Here is an 18,237-nt window from a genome sequence, read left to right on the forward strand (position 1 = left end):
GCTCCGGCCCCCGCACTGAACCTTCGCGATCGATGGGCTCAGGCCAGGTCGTCTCCACGATGGCGGGCTAGTTCCCCTGTTCCCATGTCTGAGTGAGCCTGATCGAGGTGATTTGCTATTCACCGGCCGTACGGCAGAGCCCACCGGGCCATCGCCCTCAACCTGACCGGCATGGGCCGCAAGACCGCGCACCGGGTCACGCCGCTGGACGCAGCATCCACCGCAACGAATCAAAAATGATCGACATTTCGCTGAGGTCGCCCATCAGGAGCCGGATCTCGTACGCGTCCGCCATCCGGTCCAGTTCCTCATAGAGGATCTCCGTATCACCGCGCAATACGGCCGGGATGGCGCGCGCGTTCCTGAACTCCATGTCCAGCAGGCGGCTCTCGAGCCGAACGCTCATCTCCACGGCATCGGGGCCGGCGCTGAACCTCCGTACCAGGCTGTCATGGAGGCTCGCCGCGTTGGCGAACTCGCGGATCTCCCGCGGCGCGCCGCGCAGTATGGCCGCTAGATGAACCTGGTACTCCTCGACGACACGCCGGCATTCACCTAGATCCATCTCACCCGCGAAAGCGGGCGTGAACCATTTCATATGTTGCATTCATTCTTCAGCCGGAGCGGGCTGCACGAGCAAGAGCCATGTCCGCCCTGCCCCAGATCAGCGACCACAGCTCGTCCGGGCCCATCGAACTCACATCCCGGCAGGCCGGCACCTCGCGGCGGTGGGGATCGAGGAAAACCTGCTCGCTGCCGTGGTACATGCGCTCTCCAAGCGGATGAACGGCCCGCGCCCACCGTCGCAGTTTCTCCGGCCCGGCCCGGAAAATGATCGGCCCCTGCGAGGGAGCCGCACCCAACGCCCACCGCAAATCCCGTGCCGCCTGCACGGTCATGGTCGTCAAGTGCGCGGGAACGAGCGCGACGGGTACAGGCTGTGGCCGATCGGGGACGATCACCGTCCCGGGCCTCCGCTGGTACGGCAACCCCCACAACAACCGCTCGCCCAGCCGTGCTCCCCGCAGATCCGACAGCAGATGCCATGTCTCATGGTGCCGGTTAGTGGAAAAGCGCACGTCCATCCCAGGCCGCAACGTCAGCACGGTGAACTCTCGCCCATCGGCCCGCACGACCTGCCACCGGAGCTTCAACCGCTCCCCGACATCCTGCGCCGCCCTGGGCCTCAACCGCTTCCCCACCGTCACCTGACCACCCGTTCCTTATGGCATCACCTGCCTCGCGCTTCCATGGAAACTCCGCCACAGCCACCACCACAACTGGATTTCGGCCCAGCAGGCCCGGCGCGACGCGCGGCGCCGCCCGGTGGCAGCGCGATCACACCAAGGTCACACCAAGGTCACAGCAAGCTCGCACTGTGTGAGCGAGCGCGTATGACGAGTCCGGCAATCAGGTGCGGAGCATTGAGCACAGTGGGCAGGAGAATGATCAACGCGGCTATGCTTGGGGCAGAAACCGCTGACTCGACTTCGACGGTTCCTCGCAATGAGCAGCCATCCTTGGAGGCAGCCGGCAACCCTACGACCGGCGGTTCTCCAATGATATTGAGTGAGATTGGGCCGGACAAGCATGGCACGTTTTAGCGGAAAAAAGAGCCGCACCGCGCGCATAACGACCAATCTTGGACTGGCATCGTTTCTTGCAGTCGTTATCGGGATCCTCATGACGGCGCTCCTATATTTGGCGGCCGAGGGCTGCTCCGCTTTCTGTGGATTCAATTCAAAAAAGCAGCTCGCCGTGCTGGCGGGCGCAATAAACGACTCGCTGCCAAGGGAGTGGGTGACCGTAGAGCGGTACGAGGGCGCCGGCTGCGACCCGCCCGATCCAGGTTCATCCGACTTGCCCGAATCGTCCAGGCTTTACATGAGCCTGGCCGCCGAGGTGGACCTGGAAGAAGCGGTCGACACGATGAAAGCACACCAATGGAGGCCCCCTACTCGGAAGGAGGCGACCGAGGACGACCTTGTCCCTGTCGAGGCAGGGGCGATCACCCTGATAAAGGATGTAAAAGGACAGAAAGTATACGCACTATTGACGACGCAAAAGACGATCGAGCTCATCATATGACCAACGCCACAGGCCATCTATTGCAAAATATGGCACGAAACCCTTCCGATCATCGGTGTCCGATGTCGGTATGCTTCCTTCCAGCCGTCATCCGGCTTGTGGCCGCTCCTGAAGCCTTCCGCAGTGAGAACCGGCCTACTTTTCGTGCAGCAGGCAGAAGGGGTGGCCGGCCGGATCGGCGTAGATGTGCCATGGGTGGGTGTCGTCCAGGAGGGTCGCGCCTGAGGACTCGGCCGCACGGGCGGCCTGCTCCAAGTCGGGGACGCCGATGTCCAGGTGGAACTGCTGCGGGCGGGCGGGGTCGCCCCAGATGGGTGGGCGGTGGTCGGGGACTCGTTGGAAGCACAGGACCAGGCCGCTGGGGAGGTGGAGGGTGGCCCAGTCGTCGTCCAGGGACCAGCGGGGGTCGGGCTTGTTGATCTCGCCGCCGAGCAGGTGCCGGTAGAACTCGGCCAGCTCAAGTACGTCGGCGCAGTCGAGAACGACGCACTGCACGGTCCCCGTCACGAACCCTCTCCTCTGAAATCGGCGAGCTTCCGGTCGAGGACCGGGCGGATGATCTCGCGGGCCGTCATTCGTGGTGTCCCTGACATCAGCAACTTGTCATAGTCGGTGTCCAGGTGCCGAATGGAGGCGATCACCGCCAGTGTGATCGCTTCTGCGTCCAGGGCGCGGGCTGCCGCTGTGCGGCCGACTCGGCCGCTTCCCCGAAGGCCGGCGTGGGTGGCGATCTCCGAAGCGCGAACAGGCGGGCAACCCGGGAAGAGGCGCTGGATTTCGGCGGACATGCGGCCCGCGAATTCGACGTCTTCCTCCGATCGCCGTATGCGGTCGCGTTCGCGGCGGCGTTGCCGTACCTCTTCGTCGGCCAGGCACTGGTCTTCGGCGCGGGCCAGGGCGGCCTCCTCGATCAGGACGCCGCGGCGCTGGTAAAGCTTGCGCCGGCGGTTGTACTGGACCACGACGGCGGCGAGGCCGCTCTCCTTCTTGGCCCGGCGGCTCAGGGCGGCGTTGCCGGAGGGAAGGAAGACCAGGTGGTCCATGTCCGTACAAGTCAGGCAGTGCGGTGCGGAGTCCTCCATGATCAGGAAGGGGCCGGTGTCGCCGCACTTGGCGCAGGCCCATGGCTCAAGGGGTTCGACGACCACCAGGTCGGGGATTTTGATCATACTGTTACGTCGCCGGTCACTGAGGTCAGGGGACGCCCAATGGGTACGGCAGGCGCGTTCCACATCCGCCTCGCCGGAAGACAGGAACCGGAGCTCCCGGCGATCACGGCTGGCCGCTATGTAAGAGGTCTCGACGGGCGCGAGGCCCTTCTGTTCCGACCAGCGGCGCAGCAGATCGAGAACGTCATGCAGCCGGTCGCCGTCGACCGGCGTCAACTCCTCCAATGACGTCACCCGCCCCTGGCGCCAGACATCGACGTCCCGTGAGCGCAACCAGCGCAGTCCGCCCAGGACATCGATCAAGGACACGTACTTCTGACGGTTGAGCGCGCCTTCGGCCGCGTCCGCGACCCTGCGCGCCAGGCTCGGCCGGCTCACCCCACCAGACTGCCAAACGATCAAGGGGCCTGGGCCGTGTTCGCCCAAGCCCCTCCCAGGTTTCGGTCAGGTCAGAACCGGAAGATGGATCCGGTGCGCTCGCGCAGCGAGCACGTGTTGTCGAAGGTCCTCTGGTACCGGATGTAGTCGCCGTCCCACCATCCGTTGGCGGTGACCGTCACCGGGCGGTAGAGGCGGCTGCAGCCGAACCACGGTGTGAACGCGCGGACTTCCTCGACGTCACCACGGGCCCGGGCGAGCTGGTTGCAGGCGCTCCAGGCGTACGGATGGGTGCTGTTCTGCACCGGCGAGCAGACCAGATAGACCTGGCGTCCGTAGGGGGAGGTGGAGTAGCCGTCATTGATGGTGAGGACCAGCGACCTGCCGCCGGTGCTGTAGATCGGCGGCTCCGGCCAGGGTCCGTCCAGGTCATCGGGCAGGATGTAGCGGGCGGACGGGTGACCGTCCGCCGGCGTGGCGGCATTGGCGGTTGTCGCGGGCGCGGCGGCGAGCGCCGCCCCGAGCAGTACGGCCGGGCCCATGGCGGCCAGGCGGATAAGGCTTCGCATCGATCCCCCGTTATCGGCTCACGTCGAGTGCGCGCTCAGACTCCCCTATCCGCCCTGGTCACGGCGTGACCGACACCCCAGGAATTGGCTAAATCCGACGCACTGGCCGCCCATCCGGTTCCACGACTTTGGTAACGAAACAGTAACGGTCCCTTCCTTTGTACCGATTTAGGGTCGTTCGGGCAAGATCAGGCGGCTACGGTCTTCTCCTGTCTCTTTACGCGGCCATGGGCCTGCCTTGTCAAGCCCGTGACCAACGACGTACGGCGCGCCGCACACACCCTCAGGCGCCGCCGTACGACGAACTGAGAAGGAGCTAGATGAACACCCGAGCCAAGCGCCTGGTTCTCCCGCTCGGTGGCGCGATCATCGCCACCTCGGTGGTCGGCGCGTCGCTGTCAAGCACGGCAGAGGCCGCTCCCGACAGAAAGAGCCGCAGTCTTTCTTCGTCCTTCGGGGACGCCAAGGCCATCGCCGGCACCTGGACGCCCAGCAAGCTGAAGGCGGCGAAGAGCTACCTGGAGGACTCGACTCAGCACTCCAAGAAGCTCTCCACCGCCGGCACCCGGAAGGCGTCTCCCGACGGCAAGGCCGGCCTCATCGCGCCGACCAGCCGTAGCAGCCGGTCCGTCGGCAAGTCCAAGAACCTCAACCTGCCGACCACGGTCGGCAAGGTGTTCTTTGAGGTGGACGGCAAGCCGTACTGGTGCTCCGGTAGCTCGATCCAGTCGAAGTACCGCAACCTCGTCGCGACCGCTGGTCACTGCGTATACGACACCGACAAGAACAAGCCGGTCTCGAACTTCGTGTTCATCCCGGCCTACCACCAGGGCAAGGCCCCGTTCGGTGTCTACGTCGGCGCGAAGGTGCACACGCACTACGACTTCGACGTCTACGAGGACTACGACAAGGACTACGCCTTCGTCAACGTCTACAACGGCATCAAGCAGGTCCGCCAGAAGCAGGTCAGCAAGAACGAGTACGACAAGTGGAAGGGCAGCAAGGAGACCAAGCGTGAGGAGATCACGCGCGAGGAGTACCGCAAGTGCGTGCTGAACCTCGGCTCCTGCTACGCGGAGGGCAAGGACACGCCCGATGACGTGGTCGGCCCCGACTACCCGGGCGCCGTCCTGAAGAAGGAAGAGGTCAACGAGGAGACCTACAAGAAGGCCAAGGTCGGCAAGGGCAACGGCAACAAGTACGGCGAGCCCTTCGTCGAGAACGTGACCAAGACCGAGTACGACGCGTACAAGGGCCCGGGCACCAAGAAGATCGACAAGTCCGGCAACTACACGATCACGCACTTCTACGTGCAGCGGTGGTACAAGCCGGGCACGGCCAAGAAGTTCTACCGTGAGACCTTCTGGATCAACATCATCGACGACGCCGGTCGCCTCGGTGACAACGTCGGTGGCCAGGGCTTCGCCTGGAACCAGAAGCTCTACAAGAAGGTCTTCGCCTTCGGTTACCCGACGGCGGCCCACGCCGACGGTGACAAGGTCTACTCCGGCGAGACCATGAAGTGGTGCTACAACAAGACCTACCCGGCCCCGCGGGTGTCGAAGTACAAGGTCGAGGAGCAGGTCGCGATCAAGTGCGCCTTCACTCCCGGCAGCAGCGGCGGGCCGCTGGTCTTGCAGTACAAGAGCAGCAAGCGGGTCGGTTACATCAACGGTGTCGTGAGCCTCACCCTCGACACCGACGGCAACCGGCGGTACGACCGCATCTCCTCGCCGTACTTCGATGGTGACACCAACAGCATCTACAAGTACGCCGCGAACCTCTGGACCGGCAAGCTCGGAAGCTGAGGATCACTCAGGTGACGGCGAAGGGGCTCGGTTCACACCGGGCCCCTTCGTTGCCTATTCGGCCCCTGATCCTGCATCCTCATACAGAGACCCCCGCCCGGTGGGTACACCCGGGCTCATGCACGACCGCTGACACGGCACTTACCCGCCCGTCGGCACACTTGACGCACAGCACCTCCTAGCAGGTCGCCGGGATGGCCCGCCCCATATCCCGATGATCTGGAACAATCATTCGAGAAAGCTTTCGTCGCCCCCCACGACAGCAGAAAGGCCCGGCTCAATGTCCCCCCACGCCCGGCGGCTCATGACCGCGCTCGGCGGCCTCGCAGCCGCGGGCGCACTGGTCGTGCCCACCAGTCAGGGGATCGCGCACGCCACGGTCACGTCGTACGGCTCGATCCCGGAGAGCGTGCTCTCGGGGAAGATGGCGACGACGGCCGGTGCGGCGGAGAAGGTCGAGGAGTACTGGAAGCCCGACCGGCTCAAGCGCGCCGATGACTCGACGCCCAAGACCGCCGATCCCAAGGTCTCCTCCCCGAGTTCAGCGTCAGCCGGTGAGGCCGCCGCAAAGGCCATGAGCGGCCTTCCCACCACCGCGTCGAACGCCGGGCCCGCCCGCGCGGGCGGTTCGAGCGGTACGGCCCGCGTGCTGCCCTGGACGGTCGCCCCCGCCGCACCGGCAAAAAGCGGCGTGACGAGTGTCCGGCCGGCGACGGTCGGCAAGGTCTACTTCCGTTCCGGCGGCAAGGACTACTGGTGCTCGGCGTCGGCCGTACGAGCCAAGAACCGCAGCCTGGTGGCCACGGCCGCGCACTGCGCGTTCGACCTGCGCACCAACGAGCCGATGGAAAACTGGATCTTCGTGCCCGCCTACCGGCAGGGCTCGCATGAGGCCGGCATCTACGTCGGCCACACGGTCGCTCTGGACATCAAGTACAGCCAGGGCGACTACGACTACGACTACGCGTTCGTGACCGTCCATCGCGGCTTCAAGTGGCAGCAGGGGAAGGACGCGAAGGGGCAGCCCACCTTCCGTCGTGTCGACATGGGCCTGTTGCAGGACAACGTGGGCGGGCAGGGCATCACGACCGGCAGGCCGGTGGCGGTCAATGCCACGGCCTTCGGGTATCCCGGAGGGCCCCAGCCGGACGGCAGCAAGCCGTACAACGGGCACACGCTCAAGACGTGCTCCGGGCTGACCTCGGCCGTCAAGTCGCCCACATATCAGTTGGAACACGGCATCGCCATCAAGGACTGCGACTTCACCGCCGGCGCGAGCGGCGGGCCGTGGCTGGCGTCCTACAGCGCGAGCAGGGGCGCCGGTCTGCTCGTGGGGATCAACAGCCTCAGTTGGAACCGCAAGGTGGACGGGAAGAACGATCACATCTCCTCGTCCTACTTCGGCCCACACGTGCGGGCCGTCTACGGCTACGTGGCCGGCCTGAAGACAGGGTGACGCAGAGTAGGCGATTTGGTGGTGTTTGTCCGACTCGGACGTGACACGAGGCCCCGGCGATTCGCCGGGGCCTCGCCCGTTTGGGGCCGTTAGACGTAAGCCGCGCCGAATCGGTGCCATTTTTGATATGTGATCTGCGTCACAGTAGTCCGGTTACGCACCGTATCGGGGGACGCGAGCCACTTTGGTCACACTAACACCAACCTTATGGTGATCTGCGGAAACGACTCCGGCGCACCGAGGGGCCGCCCTGCACGCTTCGCACGCATAAACATCACGAAAAGGTCACGCCCCGCCATGTGCCGATCTTTCCCCCCAAACGGCTACCCGCGCTCAAGATCAGCACTGTATGTTCCTGGCTATCCCTTTACTGACGCATGGGACGCAAGAAGCGTTCCACGACAGCGCAAGGAGTCACCTTGAAGCGCATCCTCCTCCCGGCCGGTGGCGCCATTCTGGCCACCGGTCTGCTGGCTGCCGGTCTGGCCAGCGCCTCCACTGCCAACGCCGCGCCTAAGAAGGCCAGCGACAACATGGCCAGCGCCACCCAGGCGTATTCCGTGGCCAAGTTCTGGCTCGACGCCAATGGCGCGACCCTGAAGGCTGCCCAGCAGTACAAGTGGGACTCCAACGCAGCTCCGAAGCTGACCATCGGTGGCTCCGCTGGTGACGACGGCAAGGCCGGCCTCGTGCCGCCCACCGGCTACAAGAAGGTCACCCCGCAGATCGTCAAGAACATCAACCTGCCGAAGACCGTCGGCAAGGTGTTCTTCCAGACGAGCGGCGGCGGCCTGGCCTGGTGCTCGGCGACCTCGATCGACGCCAAGTACCGCAACCTGGTTGCGACCGCCGGTCACTGTGTCTACGACACCGCGACCAACGGTGACGTCCTCGACAAGTGGGTCTTCGTCCCCGGCTACCACCAGGGCAAGGCCACCTGGGGCGTGTACGTGGGTAAGACCGCTCACACCCACTACGACTTCGCCAACTTCGAGGACTTCGACCGCGACTACGCGTTCGTCACCGTCTACGACGGCATCTCCCTTGCTGGCCAGAAGGAAGTCACCAAGGAAGAGTACGACAAGTGGTCCGGCGACAAGTGGACCGACAAGAAGGAAATCACCAAGGAAGAGTACAAGAAGTGCAAGCTCAACCTTGGTGAGTGCTGGGCCGAGGGCAAGAACACCGCGGACGACGTGGTGGGCCCCGACTACCCCGGCGCCGTGCTGACCAAGAAGGAAGTCACCGAGGCCGAGTACAAGGCCGCCAAGGTCGGCAAGGGCAACGGCAACAAGCTCGGCGAGCCGGTTGTCGAGTCGGTCACCGAGACCGAGTACAAGGCCTACAACGGCCCGGGCAAGAAGGAAACTGACGGCAAGGGCAACTACACCATCACGCACTACTACGTGCAGCAGTGGGTCAAGCCCGGCACCGCCAAGAAGTACTACACTGCGGTGTACTTCATCGGTGGCGTCGTCAACCGTGGCCGCCTCGGCGACAACGTCGGTGGCCAGGGCTTCGCCTGGAACCAGAAGCCGGGTCAGCCGGTCTTCGTGTTCGGCTACCCCGCCGGCCCGCACCCGGACGGCGACAAGCCGTACACCGGTGTCACCCAGAAGTGGTGCTACAGCAAGAAGCCGAGCGGCAAGGTCTACCAGGCCCCGGCGTTCAAGGCTGAGGAGCACATCTGGATCAAGTGCGCCATGACGCCCGGCGTCTCCGGTGGTCCTTGGCTGATCAAGTACAGCAACAGCAAGCGCATCGGTTACGTCAACGGTGTTGCGTCCCTCGTGTCCGACCAGGACAAGAACGGCCGCTACGACACCCTGACCTCGCCGTACTTCGACGGTGAGACCCAGCAGATCTACGCCTACGCCGCCAACCAGTGGTCGGGCAAGATCGTTGGCCCGAACGGTGAGGCCCTCAAGTAGTCTTCTGAGGCTCATCAGAGCGCGGGACTAACCCTCCCGAACTCATCGCGCTTCACCACGAGGCCCGGCTTCCAGCCGGGCCTCGTGCCGTTTTCCCCTCTTTACTCGCGCACGGCACTGTGACCAGAGGATTTCCGCACGTCGCAAAGGGTCTACTGACTCGCGGTCACGATCAAGTATCAAGTGATCGGCATCCCCCCGAAGCACCCAAGATCGAATGCTTCGGCTCGATAGGGTCCTGTCATCCCCTTTTCTGACGCTTTGGGGCGCGATACCGCCCGCTACAGCGCAAGGAGTCTTCCTTGAACACCCCCGCCAAGCGCCTCGCCCTCCCCCTGGCCGGCGCCCTCGTGACCAGCGGCCTGATCACGGCCGCGATGGCGACGCCCGCCCCCGCGCGGACGGCCCCGACGGCCGCCTCGGAGAAGCTGGTGACCAGCGCGCCGGAGGCGTACGCCATCGCGAAGTTCTGGCTGGACGCCAACGGCGCCGCCCTGAAGAAGGCCAAGGAGTACGACTGGGACGCCAAGGAGGTGCCCAACCTGGTCACCCATGGACAGAACGGCCTGCCCGACGACGGTAAGGCCGGACTCGTGGCGCCGACCGGGTCGAAGAAGGGTGCCACGGCGAAGATCAAGAACATCAACCTGCCGCGGACGATCGGCAAGGTCTTCTTCGTGAACGCCAAGGGCGAGTACCGCTGGTGCTCGGCCTCCTCCGTGCAGGCCCGCCACCGCAACCTCGTGGCCACCGCGGGGCACTGCGTCTACGACATCGACGGCAACAAAGACGTCATGGACAAGTGGGTCTTCGTGCCGGGCTACTACCAGGGCAAGGCCACCTGGGGCATCTACGTCGGCGTGACCGCCTACACCCACTACGACCTCGTCAACTTCGAGGACTTCGACGGCGACTACGCGTTCGTGTCCGTCACCAACGGAATCGGGCTCGGCTCCTCCAAGGAGGTCTCCTTCGAGGAGTACCAGGCGTGGAAGGGCGACAAGTTCGTCAAGCCGGTCGAGATCGACAAGGAGACCTACCAGAAGTGCGCCCTCAACCTGGGGCACTGCTGGACGTCGGGCACGAACAGCGAGGACGACCTGGTCGGGCCGGACTACCCCGGTGCCATCCTGGACCGGCGTGAGGTCGGCAAGCAGGAGTACGACAAGGCGGGCGTCGGCAAGGGCCAAGGCCGCAAGTTCGGCGAGCCCGTGGTCGAGCCGGTGACGAAGACCGAGTACGACGCGTACAAGGGGCCGGGCACCAAGTCCGTCGACAAGTTCGGCAACCACTTCATCACGCACTACTACGTGCAGCGGTGGCTCAAGCCCGGGACCGCCAAGAAGTACTACAGGGACACCTTCCACGTCGTGCTCGCCAAGGACCTGGGGCGGCTGACGGATGTGGTGGGCGGGCAGGGGCTCGCGTGGAACCAGCTTCCCGGGCAGCCGGTGTACGCGTTCGGGTACCCGGGGGACCGGCATCCGGACGGGAACAAGGCGTTCAGCGGGCTTACGCCGAAGTGGTGCGCCGGGCGTACCGGGAAGAAGCCGATCGTGGTCAACGCCTTCAAGGTGGGTGAGCACATCGCGCTGAAGTGCAGCATGACTGGTGGCGCGGACGGTGGGCCGCTGATCATGAAGTACGACAACAAGGCGCGGACCGGCTACATCAACGGTGTGATCAGCCTGTTCCACGACCAGGACGACAACAAGCGGGTGGACCACGTCAGCACGCCGTACTTCAACGGCGAGACCGGCGCGATCTACAACCAGGCGCAGGGCGCGCTGCCGCTCAAGGTCGTCGGACCCAAGGGCGAACTGCTCAAGTAGGGGCACCCAGCGCATGAGGGGCCCGGCGCGTTTCAGCGCCGGGCCCCGGCCCATGTCCGCAGGTCAGCGGCGGACATGGCGGAGCAGGATGGCGGTGGCGACCGCGCCGATGACCGCGGCGAGGGCGCCGGCCGCGGCGGCCAGTTGCAGGCCGGAGGCGAAGGCGGCCTGGGCCTGGGCGACGAGTTCGGCGCCGAGGCGGGCGGGGAGTTCGGTGGCGGCGGCCATGGCTCCGCTGAGGGATTCGCGGGCCGCCTCAGCGGCCTCACCTGAAAGCATCGCCTCGCCCGGAAGCGCCGCCTCGCCGGGAGGAGCGGCATCTGCCCCTGGCGGCACGGCGTCGGACATGGTGCTGCGGTACACGGCGACGCCGAGGCTGCCGATCAGGGCGATGCCGAGGGCGTTGCCCAGTTCGCCGCCGGTCTCGGAGATGGCCGAGGCGGCGCCGGCGCGTTCGGGAGGGGCGGAGCTGACGATGAGGTCCACGCTCAGCGTGGAGCTGGGCGCGACGCCGAGGCCGACGATCACCCAGGCCGCCATCACGAAGATGATCCCAGAGGTGGCGTCCATCTGGGCGAGGACGAACAGGCCGGCGGCGGTCACCGTGAGGCCGCCGCTCACGATGTACGCCGGCCGGATCTTGCGGACCGCGACGGCGGCCAGCATGGAGGCGACGATGATGACCGCCGACTGGGGAAGCATCCACAGGCCCGCCTCGAACGGCCCGATGCTGAGCACGAGTTGCAGGTACTGGGCGAGCAGGAAGAAGGTGCCCGCCATCAGCGTGCCGATCATGACGTTCACGGTCACCGACGTGGTGAAGGCGGCCGAGCGGAAGAGTCGCAGGTCCAGGAGGGGGGCGGGCAGGGCGTGCTGCCGCCGTACGAACACCACGCCGACGGCGATGCCGGCGGCCAGGGCCAGTAGGGAGGGGGCGTCCGCGCCGGACTCGGCGATCCGCTTGATCCCGTAGATCGCGGCCAGCATGGCGATGATCGACAGGGCGGCGCTGACCAGGTCGAACCTGCCGGGGGCGGGGTCGCGCGTCTCGGGGAGCAGCTTGGGTGCGGCCAGCAGCAGGACGGCCATCACCGGCAGGTTGGGCAGGAACACCGAGCCCCACCAGAAGTGTTCCAGCAGCGCCCCGCCCAGCAGCGGCCCGAGGACCACTCCGACCTGGAAGGTCGTCGCCCACACGCTGATCGCGACCGTGCGCTGGTTCTCGTCTCGGAACAGGTTGCGCAGCAGCGACAGCGTCGAGGGCATCAACGTCGCGCCGGCCACGCCCTGGACGGCGCGGGCCAGGATCAGCAGGTCCGGCGTGGGGGCGAAGGCGGCGACCATGCTGGCCAGGGCGAACGCCGCCGCGCCGATCATGAGCAGCCTGCGGCGGCCGATCCGGTCGCCGAGGGTGCCCATGGTGATCAGTGAGCCGGCGATCAGAAAGCCGTAGATGTCGGTGATCCAGAGGAGTTGCGCGGCGGACGGCTGGAGGTCCGCGCTCAGTGCCGGGGTGGCGAGGATCAGCACGGACAGGTCCATCGAGATGAGCAAGGTGGGCAGGGCCAGTCCGGCGAGCGCGATCCACTCCCGCCGCCCCGCGCGCGGCGATGGCTCGCCAGGGACCGTGCCGCCGTCACGTTCTGTCGTGGTCATCGGGGCCATATGCCTTCCATAAACGTTACGAGTCGGAACGTAATATATACATAGGATGGTGCGACGTGAAGTCAGATCCTGCGTCGGCGCGCGCCGGGCGGCCCCGCGACCCGCACATCGACGCCTCCGTGCTGAGGGCCACCCTCGCCGTGCTGGACGACATCGGGTACGCCCGGCTGACTCTCGAAGAGGTCGCCAGGCGGGCCGACACCACCAAACCGGCGATCTATCGCCGCTGGCGCACCCGCCAGCATCTGGTGCTCGACGCGCTCGCCTCCCGGCTCGGCGGGGCGGAGGCACCCGACACCGGGTGCACGCTGTGCGACCTGAACGAGGGCATCAACGTCTTCGTGGCGGCATTCCGCCGCATTCCGCCGGGGGTGCTCGCGCCGCTGTTCGCCGACTGCTCGGCCGTACCGGAACTGCGGGGCGCCTTCATGCGGACGCTGTTCGACCCGCCGCGCGCCGCGGTGGCGCGGATGCTCGACAACGCGCAGGCGCGCGGCGACCTGCGCGGCGACATCGACCGGGACCTGGCCCTCGACATGCTCGGGTCACTCGTGCACTACCGGGCGCTGTTCGGGCACGCGGCGATCAGCGCGGACGACGTGCAGCACGCGGTGGAGGCGCTGCTGGGCGGGATCGCCGCCGACTATCCGGCGCTGGTCGCGCACAGCCAGGACGTGATGAGCGGCGACCATCTCCACCCGTGACGGAAGCGCCTAGACCGAGGCCAGCTCGTTGGTGCGGGCGGTGAAGGACTTGACGGCCGGGGTGTCGTCGTAGGGGGTCAGGCGTTTGCGGACGTCGGCCATGTAGGTGCGGGTGCGGGTGGAGGTGAGGCCGTCGGCCAGGTCGAGGGCGTTTTGCGCGACGGCGCACGCCTGCTCGACGTCGCCGCAGTCGACCAGACCGGCCGACAGCAGCGAGAGGTTGAACATCTTGCCCCTGACGTAGCGGTCGTCCATCTCCAGCGAACGGCGGGCGTGGCGGACCGTCTGCGGGCCGTCGCCCAGCTCGCGGAAGCAGTGGGCGAACTTGGCCGCGAGGTAGGCCTCGTCGAAGTAGGCCAGCCATTCGGGCTCGGTGCCCGGGGAGCGGCGATCGAACGCCTTCTCGGCGTCGTTGAGGCTGCTGCCGCAGGCGGCGCGGTCGCCGGCCAGGGCGTGCGCGTGGGCCTCCAGGACGTGGGCCTCGGCGAGCAGTGTGCCGAGGCCGGCCCGGCGGGCGGCGAGCTGGGCGGCCCTGGCGAGGTCGAGCGCGTGACCGGGGCGGCCGATGTAGACGGCCTGGTGGCCGAGCCCGGCGAGGATCTCGCCGCCGAGGCCGTGGTCTTCGGCGTCGCGGGCCAGCCGCAGCGCCTGGATGAGGTAGCGCTGGGCCAGGCCGTGCTGTTCGAGGTCGTAGGCCATCCAGCCGGCCAGGCGGGTCAGCTCGGCGACGGCGGAGGCCAGCTCGCGGCCGGTGGCCTCGCCGTAGGAGCCGTCCTTGAGCAGTGGTGTCACCGCGCTGTCGAGGTACTTGACCACGGCGGCGCGCACCCGGCCGCCGCCGAACCGGTTGTCGAGCTCGCCGAACGCCCGGGTCACCTCGCGGACCGAGGCGATGTCGGCCGCCCCGACGGCCCGGCCGCCCATGCCCGCCGGGCGGCCCTCCGCCGGATGGGTCAGCCAGCGCAGCGCGCCCGCCGAACCGGCTCCGACGGCGAAGGTCGACTCGACGAGGAACCTCCGCCTCTCCACATCCGCCCGCCAGAGTGCCGTCACGGTCGCCACACCCTCCCGCCAACTAAGGGAAAACTCCTGCCCAAGGTCAAGGGAGGTGCACACGGCGGGCATGCCGAGATCCTCTGAGGTCATGGCGCGGCCGAGCCGCGCGGCGAAGATCTCCGCCAGCAGACCGGGAACCGGGTCGCGCGGGCGCTGTCCCCCAAGCCATCGCAGCACTGAACTATGGTCGTACTTCAGCCCGGCGAGACCGCGGGCCGTACCCAGGTCGTTGAGATGGCGGGCCAGGCCCTTATGGGAGAACCCCGACTCGGCGATGAGCCGCTGTAGAACGCGGTTGGGCTCACGCTCCATGGGTCTCCTTCCGGCCATGGCCGTTGACCGACTGCCCCCAGGAAAGCCCCTTACACCATGGACAGGTGAGGTCAACGCCGACTGACGATCCGCCTCGTCATACTCCGAGGCCGTCAAAGTAACGGATTGCTTTGAATATAGCACGGAGAGTCATCAAGTTGGCCGCGTTCCCTGAAATCAAGGTGAAACCAGTAAACGTTCGTTGATCGTCCGAGGTGGATCTAGATCGTGGGGGATCGGCCGGGATCATGCGAATCCGGCCCATCGTCACCGGCCGCCTCAGCCCCGGCCGCCTCAGCGCCGGCGACCGTCATGCCCGGACCTGGCAGTACGTCGATGTCCGTGGCCCGCATCGGCTCACCGCACTCCGAGCAGCGCAGCTCGACATGGGAGATCCGGCCGCAGGCGTGGTGCCGGTAGAGCACGGGCGGGCCCGCCTCCCCCGCCGTCCACCGGTCGCCCCAGCGCACCATCACCAGCAGCAGGTCGCACAGCTCCCGGCCCTTCTCGGTGAGCGCGTACTCGTACCGGGGTGGCCGCCGGGAGTACTCCCTGCGCTCCAGCACACCGTTGTCCACCAGGCCCTTGAGCCGCTCGCTCAGCACCTTGCTGGAAATGCCAAGATCCCGCTGAATCTGGTCGAAGCGGGAGAAACCCACGTAGACATCACGCAGGATCAGCGGGGACCAGGGTTCGCCGATGACATCCAGGGTGCGCGCGATCGAGCAGGTCATCTCCGCAAAGCTGGTTCGCTGCACACGACCAGCGTACTACCGAAAGACTTCCCTCAGGGAAGTCAGTCGGGCTAAGGTGGCATTGAGCAGGTGACTTCCCTGAGGAAAGCCAAAGAGGAGGATCGCATGAACCGACCCCCGACAGTGCCGGAGCAGGAGTGGTGGGCCGCTAGAGACGCGCTGCTGGTCAAGGAGAAGGCGCTCACCCGCGAGCTGGACGCCCTGGCCGCCGAACGCCGCAGGCTGCCGATGGTCCGCGTCGGCAAGGAGTACCGGTTCGCCGGCGAGGGGGGCACGGTGGACCTCCCGGGCCTGTTCGGCGGGTACGGCCAGCTCATCGTCTACACCTTCATGTGGCACGGCGCCCACGAGTACTGCCCCGGGTGCGCGCTGTTCACCGACAACGTCGGGCATCCGGCCATGATGAACGCCCGCGACACCCGCCTCGTACTGGTCTCCGACGGGCCGCAGGCCGAGATCGCGCCCTTCAAGCGGCGCATGGGCTGGACCCTCCCGTGGTACTCCGCGCTGGACGGCGGCTTCAACCAGGACATGGCACCGGGCGGCGGCTTCGCGCTGAACGTCTTCCTCCGTGACGGGGACGACGTGTACCGGACCTACTTCACCACCGAACGCGGAGTGGAACGCCTCGGAAGCGGCTGGACCTTCCTCGACCTGACGCCGTACGGACGGCGGGAGACCTGGGAGGACTCACCTGACGGATGGCCGCAGTCCGAACCCTACGCGTGGTGGCGGCTGCACGACGAGTACGACGTCTCCTGACCTGGACGGAGGGTGCACAATGCCGCGACCCACCGCAGAACTGCTGTTCGGCGAGGCCGACGCGACCCCGATGAGCACCGACCCCGCGACCGTGAAGCCGTGGGCCCAGGCGCAGCGGTGCCTGGAGAGCGCGCCGAAGGCGTGGCTGTCCACCGTGCGGCCCGACGGGAGGCCGCACGCCATGCCGGTGCTGGTGGTGTGGGCGGACGACGCGGCCTGCTTCGCCACCCGCCCGGCCTCGCGCAAGGCCAGGAACCTCGGCGGCAGCGGGCACTGCGTGCTCACCGCCGCCGAGCCGGACCTGGACCTGGTGCTGGAAGGCGTGGCCGCCCGCGTGCCGGACGCCGCCGGGCGGCGGCGGATCGCCGACGCCTTCGCCGCCAAGTATCAGTGGCACTTCGCGCTGCGCGGCGACGCGGCGTACGACGACGGCCTGCCCGGCTCGCCGGAGTACGTCTTCTACCGGGTCACCCCGGCCCGCGCCTTCGGGTACGGTCCGGACGGCCTGACCGCGACCCGCTGGCGCTTCTGACCGGCCGAAAGGCCCGTCAGGCCCGGGCGACGCCGTCGCGGCGGGCCTGGTCCGCCACGGCGGCGGTGACGGCCGGGGCGACCCGCTTGTCGAACGGGCTCGGGATGACGTAGTCGGCGGACACGGCGTCGCCCACGACGGCGGCCAGCGCGTCGGCCGCGGCCACCTTCATGTTCTCGGTGATCGTGTGGGCCCGGACGTCGAGCGCGCCGCGGAAGACGCCGGGGAAGGCCAGGACGTTGTTGATCTGGTTGGGGAAGTCGGAGCGGCCGGTGGCCACGACGCGGGCGTGCCGGCGGGCGGCGTCGGGGTGGACCTCGGGCGTCGGGTTGGACAGCGCGAAGACGATGGAGTCGGCCGCCATGCCCGCGATGGCCTGCTCGGCGACCGTCGAGCCGGACAGGCCGATGAAGACGTCGGCCCCGGCCAGGGCGTCTTCGGTCGTGCCCCGCAGGCCCGCGCGGTTGGTGTCGGCGGCCAGGGCGCTCTTGACCGAGTTGAGCCCGGCGCGGCCCTCGTGGATCAGGCCCTTGGAGTCGGCGACCGCGATGTCGCCGATGCCCGCGTTGAGCAGGATGCGGGAGACCGCGACGCCGGACGCACCGGCCCCGGCCACGACCGCGCGCAGGTCGCCGAGCGAGCGGCCGGTGAGGCGGGCGGCGTTCTGGAGGGCGGCGAGCACGACGATGGCGGTGCCGTGCTGGTCGTCGTGGAAGACCGGGATGTCCAGCCGCTCGCGCAGGCGGTCTTCGACCTCGAAGCAGCGGGGGGCGCTGATGTCCTCCAGGTTGATCCCGCCGAAGGACGGCGCGAGCCGCGCGACGGTCTCGACCAGTTCCTCCACGCCGGTGCAGTCCAGGCAGATCGGCACGGCGTCGACCCCGGCGAACTCCTTGAACAGCAGCGCCTTGCCCTCCATCACCGGCATGGCGGCGGCGGGGCCGATGTCGCCGAGCCCGAGTACGGCGGTGCCGTCGGACACGACGGCGACCACCCGGGACACCCAGGTGTAGTCGGCGGCCAGCGCCGGGTTCTCGGCGATCGCGGTGCAGACCCTGGCCACGCCCGGCGTGTAGGCGAGCGCGAGGTCGTCGGCGTCGCGGACCGGCACGGAGGAACGGACCTCCAGCTTGCCGCCGCGGTGCAGCGCGAAGGCCGGGTCGGCGTCGAGCGCGTCGAGGCTCGGTGCGGACGGTTCCGGTGAGGTGGTGATGGAAACG

At 67.3% G+C, this 18,237-nt stretch carries 17 protein-coding genes; 8 read left to right on the forward strand and 9 right to left on the reverse strand.

Going from position 1 to position 18,237, the window contains the following annotated elements:
• Positions 1–196: 196 nt before the first annotated feature.
• Complete coding sequence (locus ACH34R_RS14575) at positions 197–598, reverse strand: hypothetical protein (RefSeq protein WP_397561929.1); 402 nt, start codon at positions 596–598, stop codon at positions 197–199.
• Positions 599–614: 16 nt separating this feature from the next.
• On the reverse strand, positions 615–1,208 hold the full coding sequence (locus ACH34R_RS14580) for a hypothetical protein (RefSeq protein ID WP_397561930.1): 594 nt from the start codon (positions 1,206–1,208) through the stop codon (positions 615–617).
• Positions 1,209–1,590: 382 nt separating this feature from the next.
• Here ACH34R_RS14580 and ACH34R_RS14585 point away from each other — a divergent pair, with 382 nt between their 5' ends.
• Positions 1,591–2,088 (forward strand): hypothetical protein, encoded by a 498-nt coding sequence (locus ACH34R_RS14585; protein ID WP_397561931.1) that lies wholly within the window; start codon positions 1,591–1,593, stop codon positions 2,086–2,088.
• A 135-nt stretch (positions 2,089–2,223) separates the two neighbouring features.
• On the opposite strand, the gene ACH34R_RS14590 is transcribed toward ACH34R_RS14585, so the two are convergent.
• The 3 genes from ACH34R_RS14590 to ACH34R_RS14600 form a co-directional block, all read right to left on the reverse strand.
• A complete protein-coding gene (locus ACH34R_RS14590) occupies positions 2,224–2,595 on the reverse strand; it encodes a VOC family protein (protein ID WP_397561932.1) in 372 nt (123 codons plus the stop codon).
• Positions 2,592–3,635 carry a DUF2293 domain-containing protein gene (locus tag ACH34R_RS14595; protein ID WP_397561933.1) on the reverse strand — a complete coding sequence of 348 codons (1,044 nt, stop codon included), beginning with the start codon at positions 3,633–3,635 and terminating at the stop codon, positions 2,592–2,594. The genes ACH34R_RS14590 and ACH34R_RS14595 overlap by 4 nt, the downstream gene beginning before the upstream one ends.
• A 71-nt stretch (positions 3,636–3,706) precedes the next feature.
• Complete coding sequence (locus ACH34R_RS14600) at positions 3,707–4,204, reverse strand: SSI family serine proteinase inhibitor (protein ID WP_397561934.1); 498 nt, start codon at positions 4,202–4,204, stop codon at positions 3,707–3,709.
• Positions 4,205–4,524: 320 nt separating this feature from the next.
• Here ACH34R_RS14600 and ACH34R_RS14605 point away from each other — a divergent pair, with 320 nt between their 5' ends.
• From ACH34R_RS14605 to ACH34R_RS14620, 4 genes are all read left to right on the forward strand, one after another.
• Positions 4,525–6,012 (forward strand): trypsin-like serine peptidase, encoded by a 1,488-nt coding sequence (locus tag ACH34R_RS14605; RefSeq protein WP_397561935.1) that lies wholly within the window; start codon positions 4,525–4,527, stop codon positions 6,010–6,012.
• A 280-nt stretch (positions 6,013–6,292) separates the two neighbouring features.
• A complete protein-coding gene (locus ACH34R_RS14610; RefSeq protein WP_397561936.1) occupies positions 6,293–7,468 on the forward strand; it encodes a trypsin-like serine peptidase in 1,176 nt (391 codons plus the stop codon).
• 419 nt (positions 7,469–7,887) lie between these two features.
• A complete protein-coding gene (locus ACH34R_RS14615; RefSeq protein WP_397561937.1) occupies positions 7,888–9,399 on the forward strand; it encodes a trypsin-like serine peptidase in 1,512 nt (503 codons plus the stop codon).
• 302 nt (positions 9,400–9,701) lie between these two features.
• Positions 9,702–11,231 (forward strand): hypothetical protein, encoded by a 1,530-nt coding sequence (locus ACH34R_RS14620; RefSeq protein ID WP_397561938.1) that lies wholly within the window; start codon positions 9,702–9,704, stop codon positions 11,229–11,231.
• A gap of 63 nt (positions 11,232–11,294) precedes the next feature.
• On the opposite strand, the gene ACH34R_RS14625 is transcribed toward ACH34R_RS14620, so the two are convergent.
• Complete coding sequence (locus ACH34R_RS14625; protein ID WP_397561939.1) at positions 11,295–12,887, reverse strand: MFS transporter; 1,593 nt, start codon at positions 12,885–12,887, stop codon at positions 11,295–11,297.
• Positions 12,888–12,952: 65 nt separating this feature from the next.
• Between ACH34R_RS14625 and ACH34R_RS14630 the strand changes: the two genes are divergently transcribed.
• Positions 12,953–13,600: a TetR/AcrR family transcriptional regulator gene (locus tag ACH34R_RS14630; RefSeq protein WP_397561940.1), complete on the forward strand. Its 648-nt coding sequence runs from the start codon at positions 12,953–12,955 to the stop codon at positions 13,598–13,600.
• Positions 13,601–13,609: 9 nt separating this feature from the next.
• Here ACH34R_RS14630 and ACH34R_RS14635 read toward each other — a convergent pair whose 3' ends face one another.
• On the reverse strand, positions 13,610–14,968 hold the full coding sequence (locus ACH34R_RS14635) for a hypothetical protein (protein WP_397561941.1): 1,359 nt from the start codon (positions 14,966–14,968) through the stop codon (positions 13,610–13,612).
• Between the two features lie 221 nt (positions 14,969–15,189).
• The gene (locus tag ACH34R_RS14640; RefSeq protein ID WP_397561942.1) at positions 15,190–15,726 is read right to left on the reverse strand and encodes a winged helix-turn-helix transcriptional regulator; all 537 of its coding nucleotides are present in this window, start codon (positions 15,724–15,726) and stop codon (positions 15,190–15,192) included.
• 102 nt (positions 15,727–15,828) lie between these two features.
• Here ACH34R_RS14640 and ACH34R_RS14645 point away from each other — a divergent pair, with 102 nt between their 5' ends.
• Both ACH34R_RS14645 and ACH34R_RS14650 read left to right on the forward strand, forming a co-directional pair.
• Positions 15,829–16,485 carry a DUF899 domain-containing protein gene (locus ACH34R_RS14645; protein WP_397561943.1) on the forward strand — a complete coding sequence of 219 codons (657 nt, stop codon included), beginning with the start codon at positions 15,829–15,831 and terminating at the stop codon, positions 16,483–16,485.
• Between the two features lie 19 nt (positions 16,486–16,504).
• Positions 16,505–17,017: a pyridoxamine 5'-phosphate oxidase family protein gene (locus ACH34R_RS14650; RefSeq protein WP_397561944.1), complete on the forward strand. Its 513-nt coding sequence runs from the start codon at positions 16,505–16,507 to the stop codon at positions 17,015–17,017.
• A 16-nt stretch (positions 17,018–17,033) separates the two neighbouring features.
• Here ACH34R_RS14650 and ACH34R_RS14655 read toward each other — a convergent pair whose 3' ends face one another.
• Entirely contained in the window at positions 17,034–18,230 is a 1,197-nt protein-coding gene (locus tag ACH34R_RS14655) for an NADP-dependent malic enzyme (protein WP_397561994.1), read from the reverse strand.
• Positions 18,231–18,237: the final 7 nt, after the last annotated feature.

It is taken from the genome of Spongiactinospora sp. 9N601, from assembly GCF_044326295.1.
GTDB classification, from domain to species: domain Bacteria; phylum Actinomycetota; class Actinomycetes; order Streptosporangiales; family Streptosporangiaceae; genus Spongiactinospora; species Spongiactinospora gelatinilytica.

Bases quoted from the DNA above. Each gene is read 5' to 3' on its own strand.
- ACH34R_RS14610 (WP_397561936.1), top strand. From the start codon at position 6,293: ATGTCCCCCCACGCCCGGCGGCTCATGACCGCGCTCGGCGGCCTCGCA.
- ACH34R_RS14650 (WP_397561944.1), top strand. From the start codon at position 16,505: ATGCCGCGACCCACCGCAGAACTGCTGTTCGGCGAGGCCGACGCGACC.
- ACH34R_RS14605 (WP_397561935.1), top strand. From the start codon at position 4,525: ATGAACACCCGAGCCAAGCGCCTGGTTCTCCCGCTCGGTGGCGCGATC.
- ACH34R_RS14600 (WP_397561934.1), bottom strand. From the start codon at position 4,204: ATGCGAAGCCTTATCCGCCTGGCCGCCATGGGCCCGGCCGTACTGCTC.
- ACH34R_RS14645 (WP_397561943.1), top strand. From the start codon at position 15,829: ATGAACCGACCCCCGACAGTGCCGGAGCAGGAGTGGTGGGCCGCTAGA.
- ACH34R_RS14575 (WP_397561929.1), bottom strand. From the start codon at position 598: ATGAAATGGTTCACGCCCGCTTTCGCGGGTGAGATGGATCTAGGTGAA.
- ACH34R_RS14585 (WP_397561931.1), top strand. From the start codon at position 1,591: ATGGCACGTTTTAGCGGAAAAAAGAGCCGCACCGCGCGCATAACGACC.
- ACH34R_RS14635 (WP_397561941.1), bottom strand. From the start codon at position 14,968: ATGGAGCGTGAGCCCAACCGCGTTCTACAGCGGCTCATCGCCGAGTCG.
- ACH34R_RS14625 (WP_397561939.1), bottom strand. From the start codon at position 12,887: ATGACCACGACAGAACGTGACGGCGGCACGGTCCCTGGCGAGCCATCG.